The organism is Streptomyces sp. NPDC090022 (genome assembly GCF_044748145.1).
GTDB lineage: Bacteria > Actinomycetota > Actinomycetes > Streptomycetales > Streptomycetaceae > Streptomyces.
In genome coordinates this window covers 16914-33967 of sequence record NZ_JBIVFN010000014.1, presented here as the reverse complement: position 1 = coordinate 33967, position 17054 = coordinate 16914, and the positions used below count along the sequence as shown (strand labels likewise).

Sequence of the window (17054 nt, the reverse complement as noted above, 5' to 3'; positions counted from 1 at the left end):
TCCCGTACGCCGGCCCCCGGACCCCGGACCCCCCACTCCCTGGTCCTGCGAACCCTGCGAACTCTGCGACCCCTGCGAGGGAAACGTGTCCCACCCGCCCCGTATCGGTGCCCGCCACTGCCTGCCCGCCGTCGCCGTGCTGGCCGCCGCCCTGCTGTGCGGCGGCTGCGCCGGGCACGGGCAGGGCTCCGGTCCCGCGCACGGGGCGGCGGACCACGAGACCGATCCCGCCGCGTCCCCCGCGCCGGGGCACCCGCAGGGCCACGCGGCGGCGGGCCGGGAGTCCGGGGGCCGTACCGTCACCGTGCAGGAGATCGCCGCGGCCGTCGGCTGCACGGCCGAGATCACGGTCGACGCCGAGGAACTGCGCGAGGGCGCCTGCGGGACGGGCAAGGACGCCTACCGCATGCTCACCTTCACGGCCGAGGAGGGCCGGCGCGCCTGGCTGGCCGAGGCCCGGAACTACGGCGGCAGCTACCTCGTCGGCGACCGCTGGATCGTCACCGCGGCCTCCGCCGAAGCCCTGGCCCCCCTGCGCGACCGCCTCGGCGGCACGGTCGAGTCGGGCGATTCCCACACCGGCGGGCACGGCGGCGGGCACGCCGGCGGGCACGGCGGCGGGCACAGCCCGGGGCCCTGACCGAGGATCCCTTCGCCGGGGTGGCTGGGATCGGGACGGAAGTCCCGCGGGTTCAGGACGTTTGCCGTGCGGCCGACTTGTCCGGTTCCGCGAAGATCGTTTTGCGTTGATGATCTTTCGCCGAACTGTGGGGTGGCCGTGCCGGAAACGTCGAACCGTACCGGGATCCGGACCGGCGGAGCCCTGGTACCCGGGGCGTCGGTGAAGCCGTACAAGGCTCCTGTGATCCTCGGACCGCTGTACCGCGACGAGACGGAGGCCGAGACCGCCGAGCAGCCGGCCGTACCGGCGCCGCCGCGGATACGGGGGGCCGAGGACGGGACCCGGGACCGGAGCGGGGACCGGGCGGAGCGCCGGACGCTGCCACCGGTCCTCGACCGCGAGCTCACCGAGCGGCCGGCGCGGGCCTGTTCCGGCTGGTGGGCCCTGCTCGTGGTGGCCCTCGCGGGGGCCGTCGCGGCCCGGCTGGTGCTCCGGTACGGGGTGCCCCGCCCCGCCCTCACCGCGGACGCGTGGCCCACCGCGGGCCTGGCCGGCTGCCTCACGGCCGCGCTGCTCGCCCTGGCCGGGCTGCGGCGGGTCCGGGCCGGCCAGGCCGCCGCGCTGACCCGGTTCGGGCGGTACCGGGGCACCGTCCGGCGGACCGGCCTCGTGTGGACCTTCCCGTTCCGCCGCCTCACCCGGATCGACGTACGGCTGCGCCACTGGCGCAGTGAACCCCTGCCGGTCGTGGACGCCGAGGGCACCGCGCTGCGGGCGGTGGTACTGGTCGTCTGGCGGGTGCGGGACACCTCGCGGGCCCTGCTCGCCGTCGACGACCACGTCCGCTACCTGCGGGAGCAGGTGGAATCGGTGGCCGCGCGGGTGCTGTCGCGGCTGCCCGCCGACTCCTTCGGCCCGGACGGTCCGGACGCCCCGGAGGGCCCGGCCACGCTGCGCGACACGGACGCCCTCGGCGACGAGCTGACCCGGCTGCTGGCCGCCGAGTGCCGGGCCGTGGGCGTCGAGGTGTTCTCCGCCCGCCCGGTGCGCGTCGAGTACGCACCGGAGGTGGCCGGAGCCATGCAGCGCCGCCGTGTCGCGGCGATCGACGCCCGCAACCGGGACGCGGTGCTCACCTCCGTCATCGACGCCGTGGACGACACCGTCCGACGGATGTCCGCCCGCGGCCTCGTGAGCCTGGACGACTACGAACGCAAGGCCCTCGTCAAGGACTTGACCGTGGCCTTCTACACCGCGCGCGGCCCCGCCGCCGACACCCCCTGAACCACCGTTCTCCCCTCAACACCCCCACTCCGGAAAGGACGGAGCCATGCGAGCACCCGAGTTCACCGAGGAGAGGCCCGGCCACTGCGACTGCGCCGGCTGCGCACACGCCGCCGCCGCGATCGCCGCCACCGGCGACCGCACCCGCTGCACGCTGCGCGGTGCGGTGGTGGCGGCGGTCGGCGCGGCCGTACTGGCGGGCACGGGCGCCGGTGCGGCGTCCGCCGAGCCGGCGCCCAGCAAGGCCGGCTGGGACGGCTCCACATACTGGTACAAGGACGAGACCGGCTGGTGGCGCTGGACCTCGCACTACAGCAAGTACCTGGCGAAGAGCGTCCAGAACCCCCAGCCGCAGTCCCCGACCACGGTCCCGTCGGGGCCCCGCACCTCCGAGCCGGTGTTCCGGGGCCGGCCGGGGTGGGACGCGGTCGACCGCGTGTACTGGTACGAGCGCGCCGGTCAGTGGTGGTGGACCAGCCACAAGGAGAAGTACGAGCGCCACACCGGCACGTCGGCGCAGCCCGTCCCCCCGGCGAACGGCGACCGGGGCAGCGGCTCCGGCCAGGGCAGCGGCTCCGGCTCGGGCACCCCGGTGCGGTACGGCACGGAGGCGGCCGTCTCGTTCGCGATGACCCACCTCGGCGACCCGTACGTGTGGGGCGGCAACGGCCCCCACGGCTGGGACTGTTCCGGCCTGGTGAAGGCGGCGTACCGGAACGCGGGGATCACCCTCCCCCGGGTCGCGGACGACCAGTACCGGGCCACCACCCCCATCTCCCGGTCCGAACTCCGCCGCGGCGACCTCGTCTTCTGGTCCAGCAACGGCCGCGCCTCGGGCGTCCACCACGTGGCCGTCTACCTCGGCGGCGACCAGTACCTGGAGGCCCCGCGCCCCGGCAAGCACGTCCGCGTCTCGTCCTTCAGCGCCTACACCCCCAACCTGTACGGCCGCGTCGGCTAGCGGATGTTACGGTCACCGTCCGGATCATCGGTGGTGCAGGCGCGGGGGAGTGTGCGGTGGGGGTCAACTTCTACGTGCCCGCCGCCGCGCTGGGTGTCGTACTCCTGGTGAAGCTCCCCGCCCTGGTGAGGGGGTGGCGCAGCCCGCTGGTCCGGACCGTGAACAGCCTGATCCTGCTGCACTGCGCGGGCTTCTTCTTCTCCGCCCCGCCCACCATCACGGTGGTCAACCGGCTCACCGGCATCAGCAACTTCTCGGCCCTGCTGGTCCACTGCCTCCTGTGCGCGCACGCCTGTGCCTGCCTGGTGCTGATGGAGAACTGGCGCGGACACGCCAGGGGCCGGGCGGGGACCCGGCGGCGGGTGCGCGGCTGGATCCTGGCGCACGGGGCCGTGATCGCGGCGGTCATCGGCTGCTTCCTCCTCGGCGAGGTGCCCGACGAGAGGCCGCGCGACTTCGACACCTACTACGCCACCACCCCCTTCATCCGCGAGATGCTCCTGCTTTATCTGCTCGCGCACACCGTGGCCGCGGCCGCCGCCACGGCGGTGTGCTGGAACTGGGCCCTCGCCATTCGCGGGAGCACGGGAAGCACGGGAAGCACCGGAAGCACCGGAAGCGCCGGAAGCGCCGGAAGCGCCGGAAGCACCGGAAGCACCGGGGAAGCCGGGAGTTCCGGGAACTCCGGGCCCGCGGACGCGCCGTCGGAGGAGAACGGCTGGCTGCGGGCCGGACTGTACGTCCTGGTCGCCGGATTCCTGGCGAGCCTCACCTTCGGCGTGGTCAAACTGTCCGTGGTCGTGGCCCGTTGGACGGGGCGGGACTGGGACGTGCTCAACGAACGGGTCGGCGCCTTCATCTCCGTCTGGACCCTGGTCGTCGCGGCCGGATTCCTCCTCCCCGTCCTCGGCCCCTGGCTCGACCAGCGGATCGTCCACCCCGTACGGACCTTCCTCGCCCTCGCCCGGCTCCAGCGGGTGGTCCGTCCGCCCGCCTCCGCCGGCCCGAGTGCGCTGACGCTGACCACGCCCTGGTACTCCGGGCCCGACCAGCGTCTGGTCGACCGCATGACGAACGTGCAGGACTGGATCCTCCAGCTGCGCCCCTACTGCGCCGACGGGATACGCGAACGGGCCTACCGCGAGGCGGTGCACAGCGGAATGCGCCGGCCCGACGCCGTGGCGGCCGGCTTCGCCGCCATGCTGGCCGCGGCGGCCGACGCCCGCGCCCGCACCGCACCCGCCGGTGAGGAGGAGAGCCGGCGCGCCGCCCACGCGCTGCGCTCGGCCGAGGCCGAGTACGGCGACCTCATGGTGCGCATCTCCCGGGCGCTGCCCGCCCCGTAGAATGGCCCGACGGGGCGGGACGAACGGCAGGAGAGGGCAGACGCGGTGGGGATGTCCCGCGAGATGAAGCGACACCGGGACGAGCTGTTCACGGGGGTGGCCCGGCCGTTGCCGGACACGGCGGTCGCCCTGATGCAGGCGATCTGCACGTACCTGACGGACAGCGACGGGCGCGAGGTGCGCCTGATGCTCGAACCGTTCCCCCCGGACACGGTCACCGGACTGTGGCTCGACATGGGCGACTTCGAGGTCGTCGCGGTGGAGGAGAACACCACACCGCTGCACCAGATGGTGATCTTCGGCCACGAGCTGTGGCACCGCAAGGAGGGTGGCTGCGCGCAGCACGGCAGCGCCGTCGGCGCGGCGGTGGCGGCGCGCATGCTCGGGGACCGGTGGAGCCTGGCCGAAGCCGTCGCCCACGTCGCCGCCCGGACGCACGTGGATCTCCACGAGGAGCGGCGGGCGGAGACGTTCGGCCGCATGCTGGCCGCGAAGTTCCGCCCCCACCTGGAGGGCTGCCGCCGCGGCCGGGCCCCCGCGTCGGGCGTGGCCGGCCGTATCTGGGCCTCCCTGGAAGGCTGATCGCGGTGACCGCGACAGCAGCGGTGATCGCGGGGTAGGGGAAACCCGACCATCAGGTCTCGACCTGGCCGTCATGACCGGGACGGGGGCGTCCCGTTGCAATGGATGAGTGCTTACTCATCAGGTAGATCGGGCCCACCGGGCGGGAAACCGCGGGCTGTTGTGGTGCGTCGGGTGGCTGGTCGCCGCCGGCTGGGCCGCCGCCTTCCCGCTGGTCTCCACCTTGGACACGCATCGGTTCTGGGGGACCTGCGCCGCCGCCGGATACCTGTGCTCGGCGGCCGTCGCCGGCCTCGCGTGGTCGCGGCCGTGGGCCCGGACCGCCGCTCTCGCCTTCGCCGTCGCCGGGGCCGTCGCGGTGCCCTTCCTCTCCCTCGTCCTGACCGGCGGCGCGCAGAGCGAGGTCGCCGTCATCGAGCGTTCCGGCAGTCTGCTGCTCCAGCAGGCCACGCCGTACCTCGCCGAACCGCGCACGGTCGTCGACGTCACCCCGTACCTGCCCGGGATGGCCCTGTTCGGGCTGCCGCGCGCGCTGTCCGGTACGGACGGAGCGCTGCCGCGGCTGCTGGGTGACGCCCGGCTCTGGTGCGCGGCCGCGTTCCTGGCCTGCCTGTGGGGCGGGCGCCGGGTGCTGCGCGGCACGACGCCCCGGAGCACCAGCGCGGGGGAGTTCCCGTACGGCTTCGCGGTCGGTGTGGTGATCGCCTCGCCCGCGGTGGCGCTGCCGCTGGTCGTCAGCGGGGTGGACCTGCCGCTCGTCGGGCTGCTCTGCCTGGCCCTGGCCCTGGCCGCGCGGCACCGTCCGGTCGCGGCGGGCCTCGCGCTGGCCGCCGCCTGCTCCCTGAAGTGGACGGCCGCCCCCGCCGTCGCGGTCGCCTTCGCCCTGCTCCGGTACGGCGCCGGCCGCCGGGCCGCCGTCCGGTGCGCGCTCGTCGCGCTCGCCGGCACGGCGGCGGCGGTCCTGCCCAGCGCGGTGCTCTCGCCCCGGGCCATGGCCGAGCAGGTGCTGGCCTTCCCCACCGGGCGCGGCCCGTTCCCGACCCCCGCGAGCAGTCCGCTCCCGGGCCGGCTGCTCGCCGACCTCGGCCCGGCCGGGTGGTACGCGGCGGTCGCGCTGCTGCTGGCCGGCGGCCTGGCCGTCGCCGTCTCCCTCGTCGTACGCCCGCCCCGCGACCTCGTCGCGGCGGCCGACCGGCTCGCCGCCGGCCTGAGCCTGGCCTTCCTGCTGGCGCCCGCCGGCCGGTTCGGCTACCTCGCCCTGCCCGTCCTGCTGGTGCTCTGGGCCCGGCTGGCCTGCGCCGACGAGCGCCGGCGGGCCCCGGCGGGCGCCCGAGGCGGTTCCCTGCGGGCGGCCTTGCGACGTACCGGCTCCGTGCGTGCGGGATCCGGACGCACCGACCCCGTACGCGCGGGCTCCGGACATACGGGATCCGGACGCGCCGGCGCCGCCGGATCCGGCGACCGCGCCCCCCTGCTGCCGGCCGGAGGTGCCCGATGAGCCCGTGGCGGCCGGGCGCCACCGCGGCCCGGGACACCGGGTGGCACGAGGGCCGCCAGGAACCGCGCACCGGCCGCCGGGATCCCCGTACGCGCGGCCGGTCCCGGCGGACGGCCGCCGTCGCCGCCGCCCTGCGCTGGGGCGCGCCCCGGCTGCCGTTCGTGGAGAGCGAGGTCGCCGGGCTCGGCGAGCTGGTACGGCCCGGGGCGGTCTGCGTGGACATCGGCGCCGAGTACGGCCTGTACACCTGGGTGCTCTCGGCGCTCGCGGGCCCGCCCGGTCACGTGCACAGCGTGGAGCCGCTGCCCGGCCCCGCCCGCTGGCTGCGGACCGTGTCCCGGCTGCTCGGCTCCGGCAACGTCACCGTCCACCGCACCGCGCTCGGGGCCGGTTCCGGACACGGGACGCTGAGCCTGCCCCGGCGGCGCGGCCTGCCGGTGCACGGCCGGGCCTACCTGACCGAGGGGGCCGACGGACCCGGCCCCAACGCGGAGTTCCGCAGCGCCCGCCCCGTGCCGGTCCCGCTGCGCACCCTCGACCAGCTCGCCGCCGAGCAGCGGCTGCGCCGGGTCGACTTCGTCAAGGCCGACGTCGAGGGCGCCGAACTCGCCGTGCTGGCAGGCGGATCGCGGACCCTGCGGCGCCACCGGCCCACCCTCCTGCTGGAGATCGAGGGCCGGCACCTGGCGAAGTACGGCGCCCGCCCGGACGACCTGCTGCGGCACCTGGGCCGGTACGGCTACCGGGCCCACCGCCGGGACGGCGGCCGGTGGACGGCCGTCGCGCGGATCAGCGACGACTGCCGCAACTACCTCTTCACGACCTGACCTCTTCACGACCTGACCTCTTCCGCACCTGACCTCTCCCGCCCTCCCCGCTTTCCCGCCCTTCGAACCCGAGGCAGCGACGACCGCCATGAGCACCACGTTGATCGTGACCAACGACTTCCCGCCCCGCCAGGGCGGCATCGAGACCTTCGTCCACGCGATGGCGACCCGCGTCCCCGACCACGACGTCGTCGTCTACACCTCCAGCGAGCCCGGCGCCGCCGCGTACGACGCGACCCTGCCGTTCCCGGTGATACGCGACCCCAGCCGCATGCTGCTGCCGACCTCCCGCGTCACCCGCCGCACCCTGGAGATCGCCCGCGCCCACGGCTGCGACCGGGTCTGGTTCGGGGCCGCCGCGCCGCTGGCCGCGATGGCGCCGGCGCTGCGGCGCGGCGGCATCCGCCGCATGGTCGCCACCACCCACGGCCACGAGATCTGGTGGGCCCGCACGCCCGGGGCCCGCCGGCTGATGCGCCGGATCGGTGACCACGTCGACGTGGTCACCTACCTCGGCGAGTACACGCGGCGGCGCATCGCCCCCGCCCTCGGGCCGCGCGCCGAACTGGTGCGGCTGGTCCCCGGCGTGGACGCGGCCGCGTTCCGGCCCGCCTCCAGCTGCGCACGCGACGTGCGCGACGCCCACGGCATCGCGGGCCGGCGGGTGGTGCTGTGCGTGTCGCGGCTGGTGCCCCGCAAGGGCCAGGACACGCTGATCCGGGCGCTGCCGCTGATCCGGCGCACGGTGCCGGACGCCGTCCTGGTGATCGTGGGTCAGGGGCCGGACGAGGAACGGCTGCGCAAGCTGGCCGCGCGGCACGCCGACGGCCACGTGGTCTTCGCGGGCGGCCGGGACCACGCGTCGACGGCCCGCTACTACGCGGCCGCCGACGTGTTCGCGATGCCGTGCCGGACCCGTAGGGCCGGGCTGGAGGCGGAGGGCCTCGGCATCGTCTTCCTGGAGGCCGCGGCCAGCGGACTGCCCGTGGTCGTCGGCGACTCCGGGGGCGCGCCGGACACCGTCCTCGACGGAGTGACCGGTACGGTCGTCGACGGCCGCGACGTGGCGGCCGTGGCCGGCGCGATCGCGGACCAGCTGCTCTCCCCCGACCGGGCGGCGACCGGCGAGGCCGGCCGGCTGTGGGTGGAGCGCAGCTGGTCGTGGGAGGCCTCGGCGCAACTGCTGACCCGGCTGCTCACACCGCGCGCCGACGACCGGGTGACCGTACCGCCCCGGCAGTCCGACTGACGCGCCGGGCACGGGCCGCCGCCTCAGGCCCGGTGGTCCGGGGGGTGGGCGCCGCGGAGGTGGGTCAGGACCGCCAGGACGCGGCGGTTGCCCTCCGTCGGGTCCAGGTCCAGCTTCATGAAGATGTTGCCGGAGTGCTTGACCACCGAGGCCTCCGTGACCGTCAGCCGCTGGGCGATCGACTGGTTGTTCAGACCCTCCGCCATCAGGGCCAGCACCTCCCGCTCGCGCGGCGTCAGGCGCGCCAGCGGCCGGTCGGCGGTCTGCTGCTGGAGCAGCACCCGTACGACCTCCGGATCGATGACGGTCTGGCCGTCCGCGACCCGGTCCAGCGCGTCCAGGAACTCCGACACCTCACCGACCCGGTCCTTGAGCAGATAGCCCAGGCCACCGCCCCCCTCGGCCGGGGACATCCCGCTGAACAACTGCGTGGCGTACGCGGTCGCGACGTACTGCGAGAGCACCAGCACCGGCAGGCCCGGGTGCCGGGCCCGCAGCGCGAGCGCCGCCTTGAGCCCCTCGTCGCGGAAGTCCGGCGGCATCCGCACGTCGGTGATGACCACGTCCGGCCGGTCCGCGTCCACGGCCCGGGCCAGCTCCTCGGCGTCGCCGACGGCGGCGACCACCTCGTGTCCCACCCGGGACAGCAGCTCGACCAGCCCGGCGCGCAACAGGACGGCGTCCTCGGCGAGTACTACACGGAGCACGGGACCTCCACGCGCAGCTGGGTGGGTCCGCCGGTCGGACTGGTCACGATGAGCCTGCCTTTCAATATGGCCACACGGTCCGCCAATCCTTGCAAACCGGTCCCGGCGGCCGGGTCGGCGCCGCCCCGGCCGTCGTCGGTGATCAGCAGGACGAGCTTGTCGCCCTTGAGCCGGCCGACGACCGCGACCTCGTCGGCGCCGCTGTGCTTGGACGCGTTGGTGAGCGCCTCGGTGATGGTGAAGTACGCCATCGTCTCCACCGACGAGGGCAGCCGGTGCGGCAGGTCGATGTCGACGGTCACGGGGAGGGGGTTGCGCAGCGCCAGTTCGGCGACGGCGGCCGCCAGCCCGTGGTCGGTGAGCACCTGCGGGTGCAGGCCCCGTACCAGGCCCCGCAGCTGCTCCAGCGCCTGGCGTGCCTCGGAGCGGGCCCGTGCCAGGTACGGGGAGGCGGGCGAATCCTGTCCGCGCAGCTCCAGTTCGGCCAGGCCCAGGGTCATCGACAGGGCCACGAGCTGCTGTTGCGCGCCGTCGTGCAGGTCCCGCTCGATCCGGCGCCGCTCGGCCTCGAAGGCGTCGATCAGCCGCGCCCGGGACCGGGTGAGTTCGATGACCCGGCTGCTGAGGTCCTCCTCGCGGGCCGACAGCAGCAGCTGGGCGATGCGCACCTGCGCCCCGGCCAGCGCCGCGCCCGCGTACGCCGACAGCAGCAGCCCGACCAGCCCGGCCGCCGTGCCCGGGAGGGCCGCCACCGGATCCGAGATCGGCTGCCCGGGGATGAGCATCACCGTGTCGGGGGCGATCGCCCACACGATCACGGGCGTCGCCACCAGGATCAGCGACAGGCCGAGCAGCGCGGTGAAACCGATCCCGGTGGCGGTGAACACCACCCCGAAGATCAGCGTGTACGCCAGCTCGCGCCACGTCGCGCGCTCCCGCAGCCGGGTCCGCAGCCACGGCAGGGCCCCCGTGCCGGGCAGCGAGCCGTGCGGGTCGAGCAGCGGATCCGGCTCCACCAGGCGCAGCCGCCGCCGCTCCAGGGCGGCGACCGGGATCCCGTACACGGCGGCGCCCATCAGCACCACCAGCCCGATGCCGAACACCGACAGCCCGAGGCCGACGAAGAGCAGCACGACGAAGACCATCAGCACCAGACAGCCCAGGACCGTGCCGCTGAGCAGGAAGGCCCAGGCACGCAGCGGCCAGGCGGTGAACGGGAAACGCGCGGGGTGCCGCCGCAGGGCCTCCCAGACGGCGACCGTCATGGTGGTGTCCTCCCGGAGGTCGTGTCGGATCATGGTCATGGTCTGTCACCGACTCTACGGGGTGTCCGGGCCGGGCCGACGGTAGGGAAAACCCTCCCCCCACATCTCCCCGCAGACCCACTGCGCACCCCGGGCACACCCTGCTGAACTGGGGTCATGTCACTGCTCACGGACACCTTGCTGCCCGCCGTCCACCTGACCGCCGTCACCCGGAGCTACCCCGGTGCCACCGGTCCCGTCCCGGTGCTGCACGGGGTCAGCGTGGGCTTCCCGCAGCGGGCCCTGACCGCGGTGATGGGCCCCTCGGGCTCCGGCAAGACCACCCTGCTGCACGTCGCCGCCGGCCTCGACAAGCCCGACAACGGCTCGGTCTTCCTCGGTGACACCGACCTCGCCGCCTGCGACGAGCGCGCCCTGACGCGGATCCGGCGCGACCGGATCGGCTTCGTCTTCCAGCAGTTCAACCTGCTGCCCATGCTCACCGCGTACGAGAACGTCGCGCTGCCGCTGCGCCTGCAGGGCGGCCGCCGGGTGCGGCGGGCCCAGGTGATGGAGGCCCTCGCCCAGGTGGGCCTGGCCGACAAGGCGGACCGCAGGCCCTCGCAGCTGTCGGGCGGCCAGCAGCAGCGGGTCGCGATCGCGCGGACCCTGGTGGCCGAGCCGGAGATCGTCTTCGCCGACGAGCCCACCGGCTCCCTGGACCGCGGGACCGGACGGCAGATCATGGAGCTGCTGCGCGACACCGTCGACCGGGCCGGCCGTACGGTCGTGATGGTCACGCACGACCCGGCGGCCGCCGCCTGCGCGGACCGGGTGGTCTTCCTCTCCGACGGGCGGATCGTCGGCCGGCTCGACCACCCCACCGCCGAGGCCGTCGCCCACCAGCTCAGCGTGTGGGAGCGGTGATGTGGCGCATCTCGGTACAGGCGGTGCGCCACTACGGCGCGCTGTTCGTCGGCATGTTCGTCGCCCTCGCGCTCGGCGTGGCGCTGATCGGTGTCTCGGCCGTCGCCCTGGCCGCCACCTGGGCGGTTCCCGCCCCGGCCGGCGACAGGCCCTCGGTGACGCTCACCGACGGCACCGGCACGGCCCGCACCCTGTCCACCGGTGACCTGGACCTGGGCGGGGTGCAGAGCGTCCTGGCGATGGCCGGCGTGGTCTCCGCCTTCGTGACCGTCTTCGTCATCGCCGGCACCTGCGCGTTCAGCATCGCCCTGCGCCGCCGCGACATGGGCCTGCTCCGGCTGGTCGGCGCCGGCGGCCGCCAGGTGCGCCTGCTGGTGATGGGCGAGTCCCTCGCCGTGGCCGTGCCCGCCGCCGCGGTGGGCTGCGCGGCGGCGGCCCTCGCCGCCCCGTTCGCGGTGGACGCCCTCAACGGCACCGGGCTCTCCCCGGTCGACCTGCGCCCGGGACCGCTGCTGTGGCCGCTGGTGTGCGCCGCCGCCAGTGGTCTGGTCATCGCCGTCCTCGGTGTGGTCACCGCCTCCCAGCACGCCGCCCGGGTCCGCCCCACCGAGGCGCTGCGCGAGGCCGACCTGGACGCGCGGACCATGACCGCCGGGCGCGCCGTGACGGGCGCGCTCATGCTCGTGGCGGGCGTCGTGATGGTGCTGCTCGCCCCGGGCGCCGGGGCCGAGGCCGCCACCCCGCTGGCCCTGTTCGGCACGATGGCGCTGGCCGTCGCGGCCACCCTGCTCGGCCCCGCCTATCTGCCCCCGCTGCTGCGGGTGTTGACCCTGCCGCTGCGCTGGGCCGACCCGGTCGCCGGGCGGCTGGCCGCCGAGGCCGTCGTCACCTCGCGCCGCCGCAGCGCCTCGCTCGTGGGCCCGGTACTGGCCGTCGTCGCCATCGTCGGGGTCTTCCTCACCGTCCTGTCCACCGCCGGCGCGGCCACCCGCGCCGACGACCGGGCGCGCACCGCCGCGGACCTCGTCGTCGTCCCCGTCCGGGGCACCACCCTGACCCCCGGGGACCTGGAGCGGCTGCGCACCGACCCGCGGGTGGCCGCCGTCTCGGCGCCCGCGCCGCTCGAGGTCGCGGTCGCCGGAGCGCACTCGGTGTGGAAGGACCAGGCGGCGGTCGCCGACCCGGTCGCCCTCGCGCGCACCCACCGGATCACCGTCACCGACGGGCGGATCGGCCCGCTGACGGCCGGAACGGTCGCCGTCTCCCGGGAGTTCGCCGACTGGTACGGCTACCGCGCGGGCAGCGAGGTCACGTACGGGCTCTTCGGCGGCGAGCAGGTCACGGCGGAGGTCGTCGCGGTGCTCGACGGCGGGTCGGCCGTACCGCACCTGCTGCTCCCCGCCGGCGCCGCCGGCGCGGCGGCCGCCCCCGAGCGGGCGAGCGTCCTGCTGGCGCCCACCGCGGGGGCCTCCGTCACGGAGGTGGCCGCCGAACTGACGCGCCGGATCGGCGCGGACCGGGTCACGGCCGAGCCGGCCGCCGACTGGTTCGCGGCCACCGCCACCGAGGGCGACCGGCTCAACCGTCTCGTCCTGCTCGTCCTGACCGGCCCCGCCTCGCTGTACGCGCTGATCGCCGTGGCCGGCACCCTGGTGATGGCGTACAGCCGGCGCGGCCGCGAGATCGCGGGCATGCGCATGGCCGGCGTGAGCGCGGGGCAGCTGCGCCGCATGGCGCTGTGGGAGACTCTCACCACCACCGTGGCGGGGGTGGCGACGGCGGCCCTCGTGGTCGCGGTGGGCGCCCGCGCCTACCGGGGAGCCCTCACCGTCCTCGGCGGCGAACCCCCGCTGAGCGTGCCGTGGGCACCGCTGGCCGCACTGGTGGCGGCCTGCCTCCTGGTGGGCGTCGTCGTCGGCCAGGCGGCGACGGGCCGGCGCCTGCGCAACGCGGGCGTGGCGGCGCTCACTTCGCGCCAGTAGACCTGCGCGTGGCGGGCGACACGGGGGAGCGGCGTAGCGTTTTCCGCCGGGTCGCCCCTATGCTGAGGCCCCCCACACGCAAGTCATACAACACGTTCACCATTCGACGGCTCAGGTCCGTCAACTGGCACGATCCTTACGAGCAGGAGTCTCCATGCGCGTCGCGATCGCCGAGGATTCCGCGCTCTTGAGGGCCGGAATTACGCGGCTGCTGGCAGACGAGGGAATTGACGTCGTCGCCTCGATGGGTGACACCACCGATGTGCTGGAAGTCGTCCGGCGCACGCGGCCGCACGTGGTGATTCTCGACGTCCGTATGCCGCCCACGTACACGGACGAGGGGATCCGCGCGGCCATCGAGATCCAGCGCGGCTGCGCGGACACCGCGGTGCTGCTGCTCTCGCAGTACGTGGAGCCCACGTACGCCGAGGAGCTGGTGCGCAACGCCCGTGGTGGGACCGGGTATCTGCTCAAGCAGCGGGTCGGGGACTTCGACGAGTTCCTCAGCGCCCTGCAACGGGTGCGGCGCGGCGAGACCGTCCTCGACTCCGACATCTTCAAGCAATTCGTGGGCAGCCCGCGCGAGAAGAGGGCGACCGATCTCCTGACGCCCCGTGAACGCCAGGTCCTGGAACTCATGGCGACCGGACTCACGAACGTCGGAATCCTCAATCGCCTCGGGATCTCCGAACGCGCGGTGGAAAAGCACGTCACCTCGATCCTCGGAAAGCTGCAGATTCCCAACTCCGGGGAGAATCACCGGCGAGTGCTGGCCGTACTCGACTATCTCCGGGGCATGGACAGGCTGCAGGAGGGCACCGAATGAAATGCAGTGGTTCGTAGCTTCGTGAAATTGCCGACCCCGTACCGCGTCGCGGCCGCGCTCATCTACCTGTCCGTCGGCAGCCTGGTCGGTCTCCTGCTGGCCCCGCTCGTCGTCGTCTCCCTGGGCCTGCGCGCCCTGTCCTGGCTGCTGCTCGTCGGCCTGCCCACCGCGCTCGCCCAGGCCGTGCGCGCCGTGGCCGCCGTCGTGCGCTGGACGGGCGGCCCGGCGCCCGAGGACCGGCCGCCCAGGCCGGCCCACGCCCTGCTGGAGGCCGTACGGGCGGTGCCGGCCAACATGACCGAGCTGCACCAGGGCCTCTCCTTCAGCCTCCCGCTGCTGCGCGCCGTCGCCGACCTCGAGCGGCTGCTGGCCCACTCCGTCGAGGGCGACCCCTCCTCCCGCTCCGGTGACCCGCCGCACCGTACGGCGTCCCTGCGCGAGGAGCCGCGCCGGCCCGTCGAGACCAACTGGGACGACATCGGCTACCTCGGGCTGCTGCTGCTCGGCAGCATCTGGCTGGTGCCCATGGCCGCCCTGGCCGTCCCCGTCGTCTCCTTCGTCGTCGCGCTGCCCATCGGCCCGGCCGAACAGCTCGCCTTCGGCCCCGGCAACACCATCGTGGTGGCCGGCGCCACCACCCGGCTGCTGGTCGGCGCGGGCTCCCTGGTGGTCTTCGCCGTCCTGCTGTGCCTGCTGTTCTGGATGGGCCGGCTGCGCGCCCGGATGGTACGGCGCATCCTGCGGCGGATCGACGTCGCCGAGAGCCAGCGCCGGGCCGAGGCCGCCGAACGCCAGCGCATCGCCGCCCTGCGCGTCAATGACGCCGATTACCGCCGGCTCGAACGCGATCTGCACGACGGCGCCCAGGCCCGGCTCGCCGTACTCCTGATGAGCCTTTCGCACGCACGCCGCCGCAAGGGCAATGACGCGGCCTTTCTCGCCGCGCTGGTCGAGGAGACCCACGACGAGATCAGCCGGGCCCTGGACGAAATACGCGACCTGGTACGGGGCATTCAGCCGCCGATTCTCAGCGACCGCGGACTGGACGCGGCCGTCACCGCCTTGACCGAGAAATTCCACGTACCCGTCACGGTGTCCAGCAGCCTCGACCGGCGGCCCGATGTGAACGTGGAATCAACGGCGTATTACATCATCGCGGAATGTCTCGCGAATGCGGTCAAGCACGCCTCGGCCACGAGCATCCAGGTCTGTCTGGAGAGCGACGACAACCTCCTGGTCGTCTCCGTCACCGACGACGGGACGGGAGGCGCGTCCTTGCAGGCCGGAACGGGCCTGCGCGGCCTGGAGGACCGGGCCGCGGCGCTCACCGGACGACTGGAAGTCACCAGTCCGCCGGGCGGTCCCACGACGGTCCGCGCCACCCTTCCGTGGTCGATAAACACTATCTGACCTGCGATTTTGCCTCACATCGAAACTTCTTGCCCTTTTTTGACCGCGTGGCCGAGGATGAGGGGGTGCGGCTACCCGCACCCCCCGAGGTGCGGCTACCCGCACCAAGGGACTCGATGAGGGGAGAGAGATTGCAAGCGCACCCAGCGGCGGAGCGGCTGCGTGAACTCGCGCACGCCCACTCGGTTCCCGGCGCGCAACTGACCGTCCACCGGGCGGGGGAAAGCCTTTCCACGGTCACCGGGGTGATGCGGTCGGGAACCGCCGAAGCGGTGACCACGCGGACCGCCTTCGCATTCGGATCCGTGACCAAGGCCTTCACCGCCACCGTGGTCGCCCAGCTCGTCGGCGACGGCGATCTGGAACTCGACGACCCCGTCGCCGAATACCTTGCGGAGTTCGACGCGGCAGCCGATCCCCGGATCGCGTCCGCCACCGTGCGCGACCTCCTCGGCCACACCGCCGGACTGGTCGCCGACCACGAACTCGACAATGCCGACGAGGCCTCCCTGGCCCGTTATGCGGCGAGCGTCGCGGCCACCACGGCACTGCACGCGCCCGGCGACTGCTTCTCCTACTCGAATTCCGGATACAACATTCTGGGACGGGTCGTCGAAGCCGTCGTCGACATGAAGTGGCAGGCCGCGATGGAGAATTTCCTCCTGCGCCCGCTCGGCATCACCCCGCTGTTCCTGCACGATCCCTCGCCCGCCGGACGGGCCCGGGCCGACTGCCACGTGGTCCGCCCCGGCTCGTCGGGCGAGCGCACGGCCCACCCCGTGGACCTGTTCCTGCCCGCCAGCTGGGCGCCCGCCGCCGGACTCGCCGGCAGCGCCGACGACCTCGTCGCACTGGCCCGCCTGCACCTGGGCACCCACCCCGAGTCCGCCGCCCTGCTGGACGAGGAGCACCGCACCGCGATGCGGACCCGCCTCCCGGCGGCCGACGCCTTCGGCATGGCCGACGGCTGGGGCCTGGGGCTGGCCCACTACGCCCCGCCGGCGGGCGACGCCACGGGCGCGTACGAGGGTGCGTATGAGGGCGCGTACCAGGGCCAGTTCGAGGGCGACTTCGAGGGCGACTTCGAGGGCGACTGGCTCGGGCACGACGGCACCGTCGACGGCGGCACCGCCCACCTGCGGTTCCACCCCGCCTCCGGCACCGCCGTCGCGCTGACCACCAACGCCACCACCGGCACCTCGATGTGGGCCGACGTGGTGGACGCCCTGCGCGCCGACGGCCTGCCCGTCGGCGACTACCGGCCCACGCTCCCGCAGCGCCCCGTCACCACCCCCGCCGGCCCTGACGCCATCGCCGGACTGCTCGGCGCCTACCGCAACGGGGACACCTGTTTCCGCGTCCGCACCGACGACGGCGGCACCGGACTGCGCTTCTCCGACGGCACCGGCCTCACCGCCGAGATGACCCTCCACGACGGACACGTCTTCACCGCCCGGCGCACCGACGCCGACGAGGCCCCCTACACCGGCCGGTTCGTGATCGACCCCGCCACGGGCGAGGCGGCCCTGCTCCAGCTCGGCGGCCGCAGCGCCCGGCGCGCGGCGGCCTAGGGGGTGTCCGGCGGATCA

General features: G+C 74.4%; 15 protein-coding genes. 13 read left to right on the top strand and 2 right to left on the bottom strand.

Annotated features, from left to right (window positions below):
* Positions 1-85 precede the first annotated feature (85 nt).
* The 8 genes from ACIPXB_RS23200 (at position 86) to ACIPXB_RS23165 (ending at position 8369) form a co-directional block, all read left to right on the top strand.
* Entirely contained in the window at positions 86-640 is a 555-nt protein-coding gene (locus ACIPXB_RS23200) for a hypothetical protein (RefSeq protein WP_401452848.1), read from the top strand.
* Between the two features lie 222 nt (positions 641-862).
* Positions 863-1906, top strand: a complete 1044-nt coding sequence (locus ACIPXB_RS23195) for an SPFH domain-containing protein (RefSeq protein WP_401452846.1) — start codon at positions 863-865, stop codon at positions 1904-1906.
* A gap of 46 nt (positions 1907-1952) precedes the next feature.
* Positions 1953-2867: a C40 family peptidase gene (locus tag ACIPXB_RS23190; protein ID WP_401452844.1), complete on the top strand. Its 915-nt coding sequence runs from the start codon at positions 1953-1955 to the stop codon at positions 2865-2867.
* 56 nt (positions 2868-2923) lie between these two features.
* On the top strand, positions 2924-4213 hold the full coding sequence (locus ACIPXB_RS23185; RefSeq protein WP_401452842.1) for a DUF6545 domain-containing protein: 1290 nt from the start codon (positions 2924-2926) through the stop codon (positions 4211-4213).
* Between the two features lie 63 nt (positions 4214-4276).
* Positions 4277-4795: a toxin-antitoxin system, toxin component gene (locus tag ACIPXB_RS23180; RefSeq protein WP_401452840.1), complete on the top strand. Its 519-nt coding sequence runs from the start codon at positions 4277-4279 to the stop codon at positions 4793-4795.
* A 109-nt stretch (positions 4796-4904) separates the two neighbouring features.
* Complete coding sequence (locus ACIPXB_RS23175; RefSeq protein ID WP_401452838.1) at positions 4905-6293, top strand: glycosyltransferase 87 family protein; 1389 nt, start codon at positions 4905-4907, stop codon at positions 6291-6293.
* Complete coding sequence (locus ACIPXB_RS23170) at positions 6290-7120, top strand: FkbM family methyltransferase (protein WP_401452836.1); 831 nt, start codon at positions 6290-6292, stop codon at positions 7118-7120. Before ACIPXB_RS23175 ends, ACIPXB_RS23170 begins: the two co-directional genes overlap by 4 nt.
* A gap of 88 nt (positions 7121-7208) precedes the next feature.
* Entirely contained in the window at positions 7209-8369 is a 1161-nt protein-coding gene (locus tag ACIPXB_RS23165; RefSeq protein WP_401452834.1) for a glycosyltransferase family 4 protein, read from the top strand.
* A gap of 23 nt (positions 8370-8392) precedes the next feature.
* On the opposite strand, the gene ACIPXB_RS23160 is transcribed toward ACIPXB_RS23165, so the two are convergent.
* Positions 8393-9076, bottom strand: a complete 684-nt coding sequence (locus ACIPXB_RS23160) for a response regulator (protein ID WP_401452832.1) — start codon at positions 9074-9076, stop codon at positions 8393-8395.
* Positions 9064-10341 (bottom strand): sensor histidine kinase, encoded by a 1278-nt coding sequence (locus tag ACIPXB_RS23155; protein ID WP_401453067.1) that lies wholly within the window; start codon positions 10339-10341, stop codon positions 9064-9066. Before ACIPXB_RS23155 ends, ACIPXB_RS23160 begins: the two co-directional genes overlap by 13 nt.
* A 156-nt stretch (positions 10342-10497) precedes the next feature.
* Here ACIPXB_RS23155 and ACIPXB_RS23150 point away from each other — a divergent pair, with 156 nt between their 5' ends.
* From ACIPXB_RS23150 to ACIPXB_RS23130, 5 genes are all read left to right on the top strand, one after another.
* Positions 10498-11247 carry an ABC transporter ATP-binding protein gene (locus tag ACIPXB_RS23150; protein WP_401452830.1) on the top strand — a complete coding sequence of 250 codons (750 nt, stop codon included), beginning with the start codon at positions 10498-10500 and terminating at the stop codon, positions 11245-11247.
* Positions 11247-13229 carry an FtsX-like permease family protein gene (locus tag ACIPXB_RS23145; RefSeq protein ID WP_401452828.1) on the top strand — a complete coding sequence of 661 codons (1983 nt, stop codon included), beginning with the start codon at positions 11247-11249 and terminating at the stop codon, positions 13227-13229. The genes ACIPXB_RS23150 and ACIPXB_RS23145 overlap by 1 nt, the downstream gene beginning before the upstream one ends.
* Before the next feature lie 154 nt (positions 13230-13383).
* Complete coding sequence (locus ACIPXB_RS23140; protein ID WP_401452826.1) at positions 13384-14055, top strand: response regulator transcription factor; 672 nt, start codon at positions 13384-13386, stop codon at positions 14053-14055.
* Between the two features lie 21 nt (positions 14056-14076).
* Complete coding sequence (locus ACIPXB_RS23135) at positions 14077-15465, top strand: sensor histidine kinase (protein ID WP_401452824.1); 1389 nt, start codon at positions 14077-14079, stop codon at positions 15463-15465.
* A gap of 131 nt (positions 15466-15596) precedes the next feature.
* On the top strand, positions 15597-17036 hold the full coding sequence (locus ACIPXB_RS23130; RefSeq protein WP_401452822.1) for a serine hydrolase domain-containing protein: 1440 nt from the start codon (positions 15597-15599) through the stop codon (positions 17034-17036).
* Positions 17037-17054: the final 18 nt, after the last annotated feature.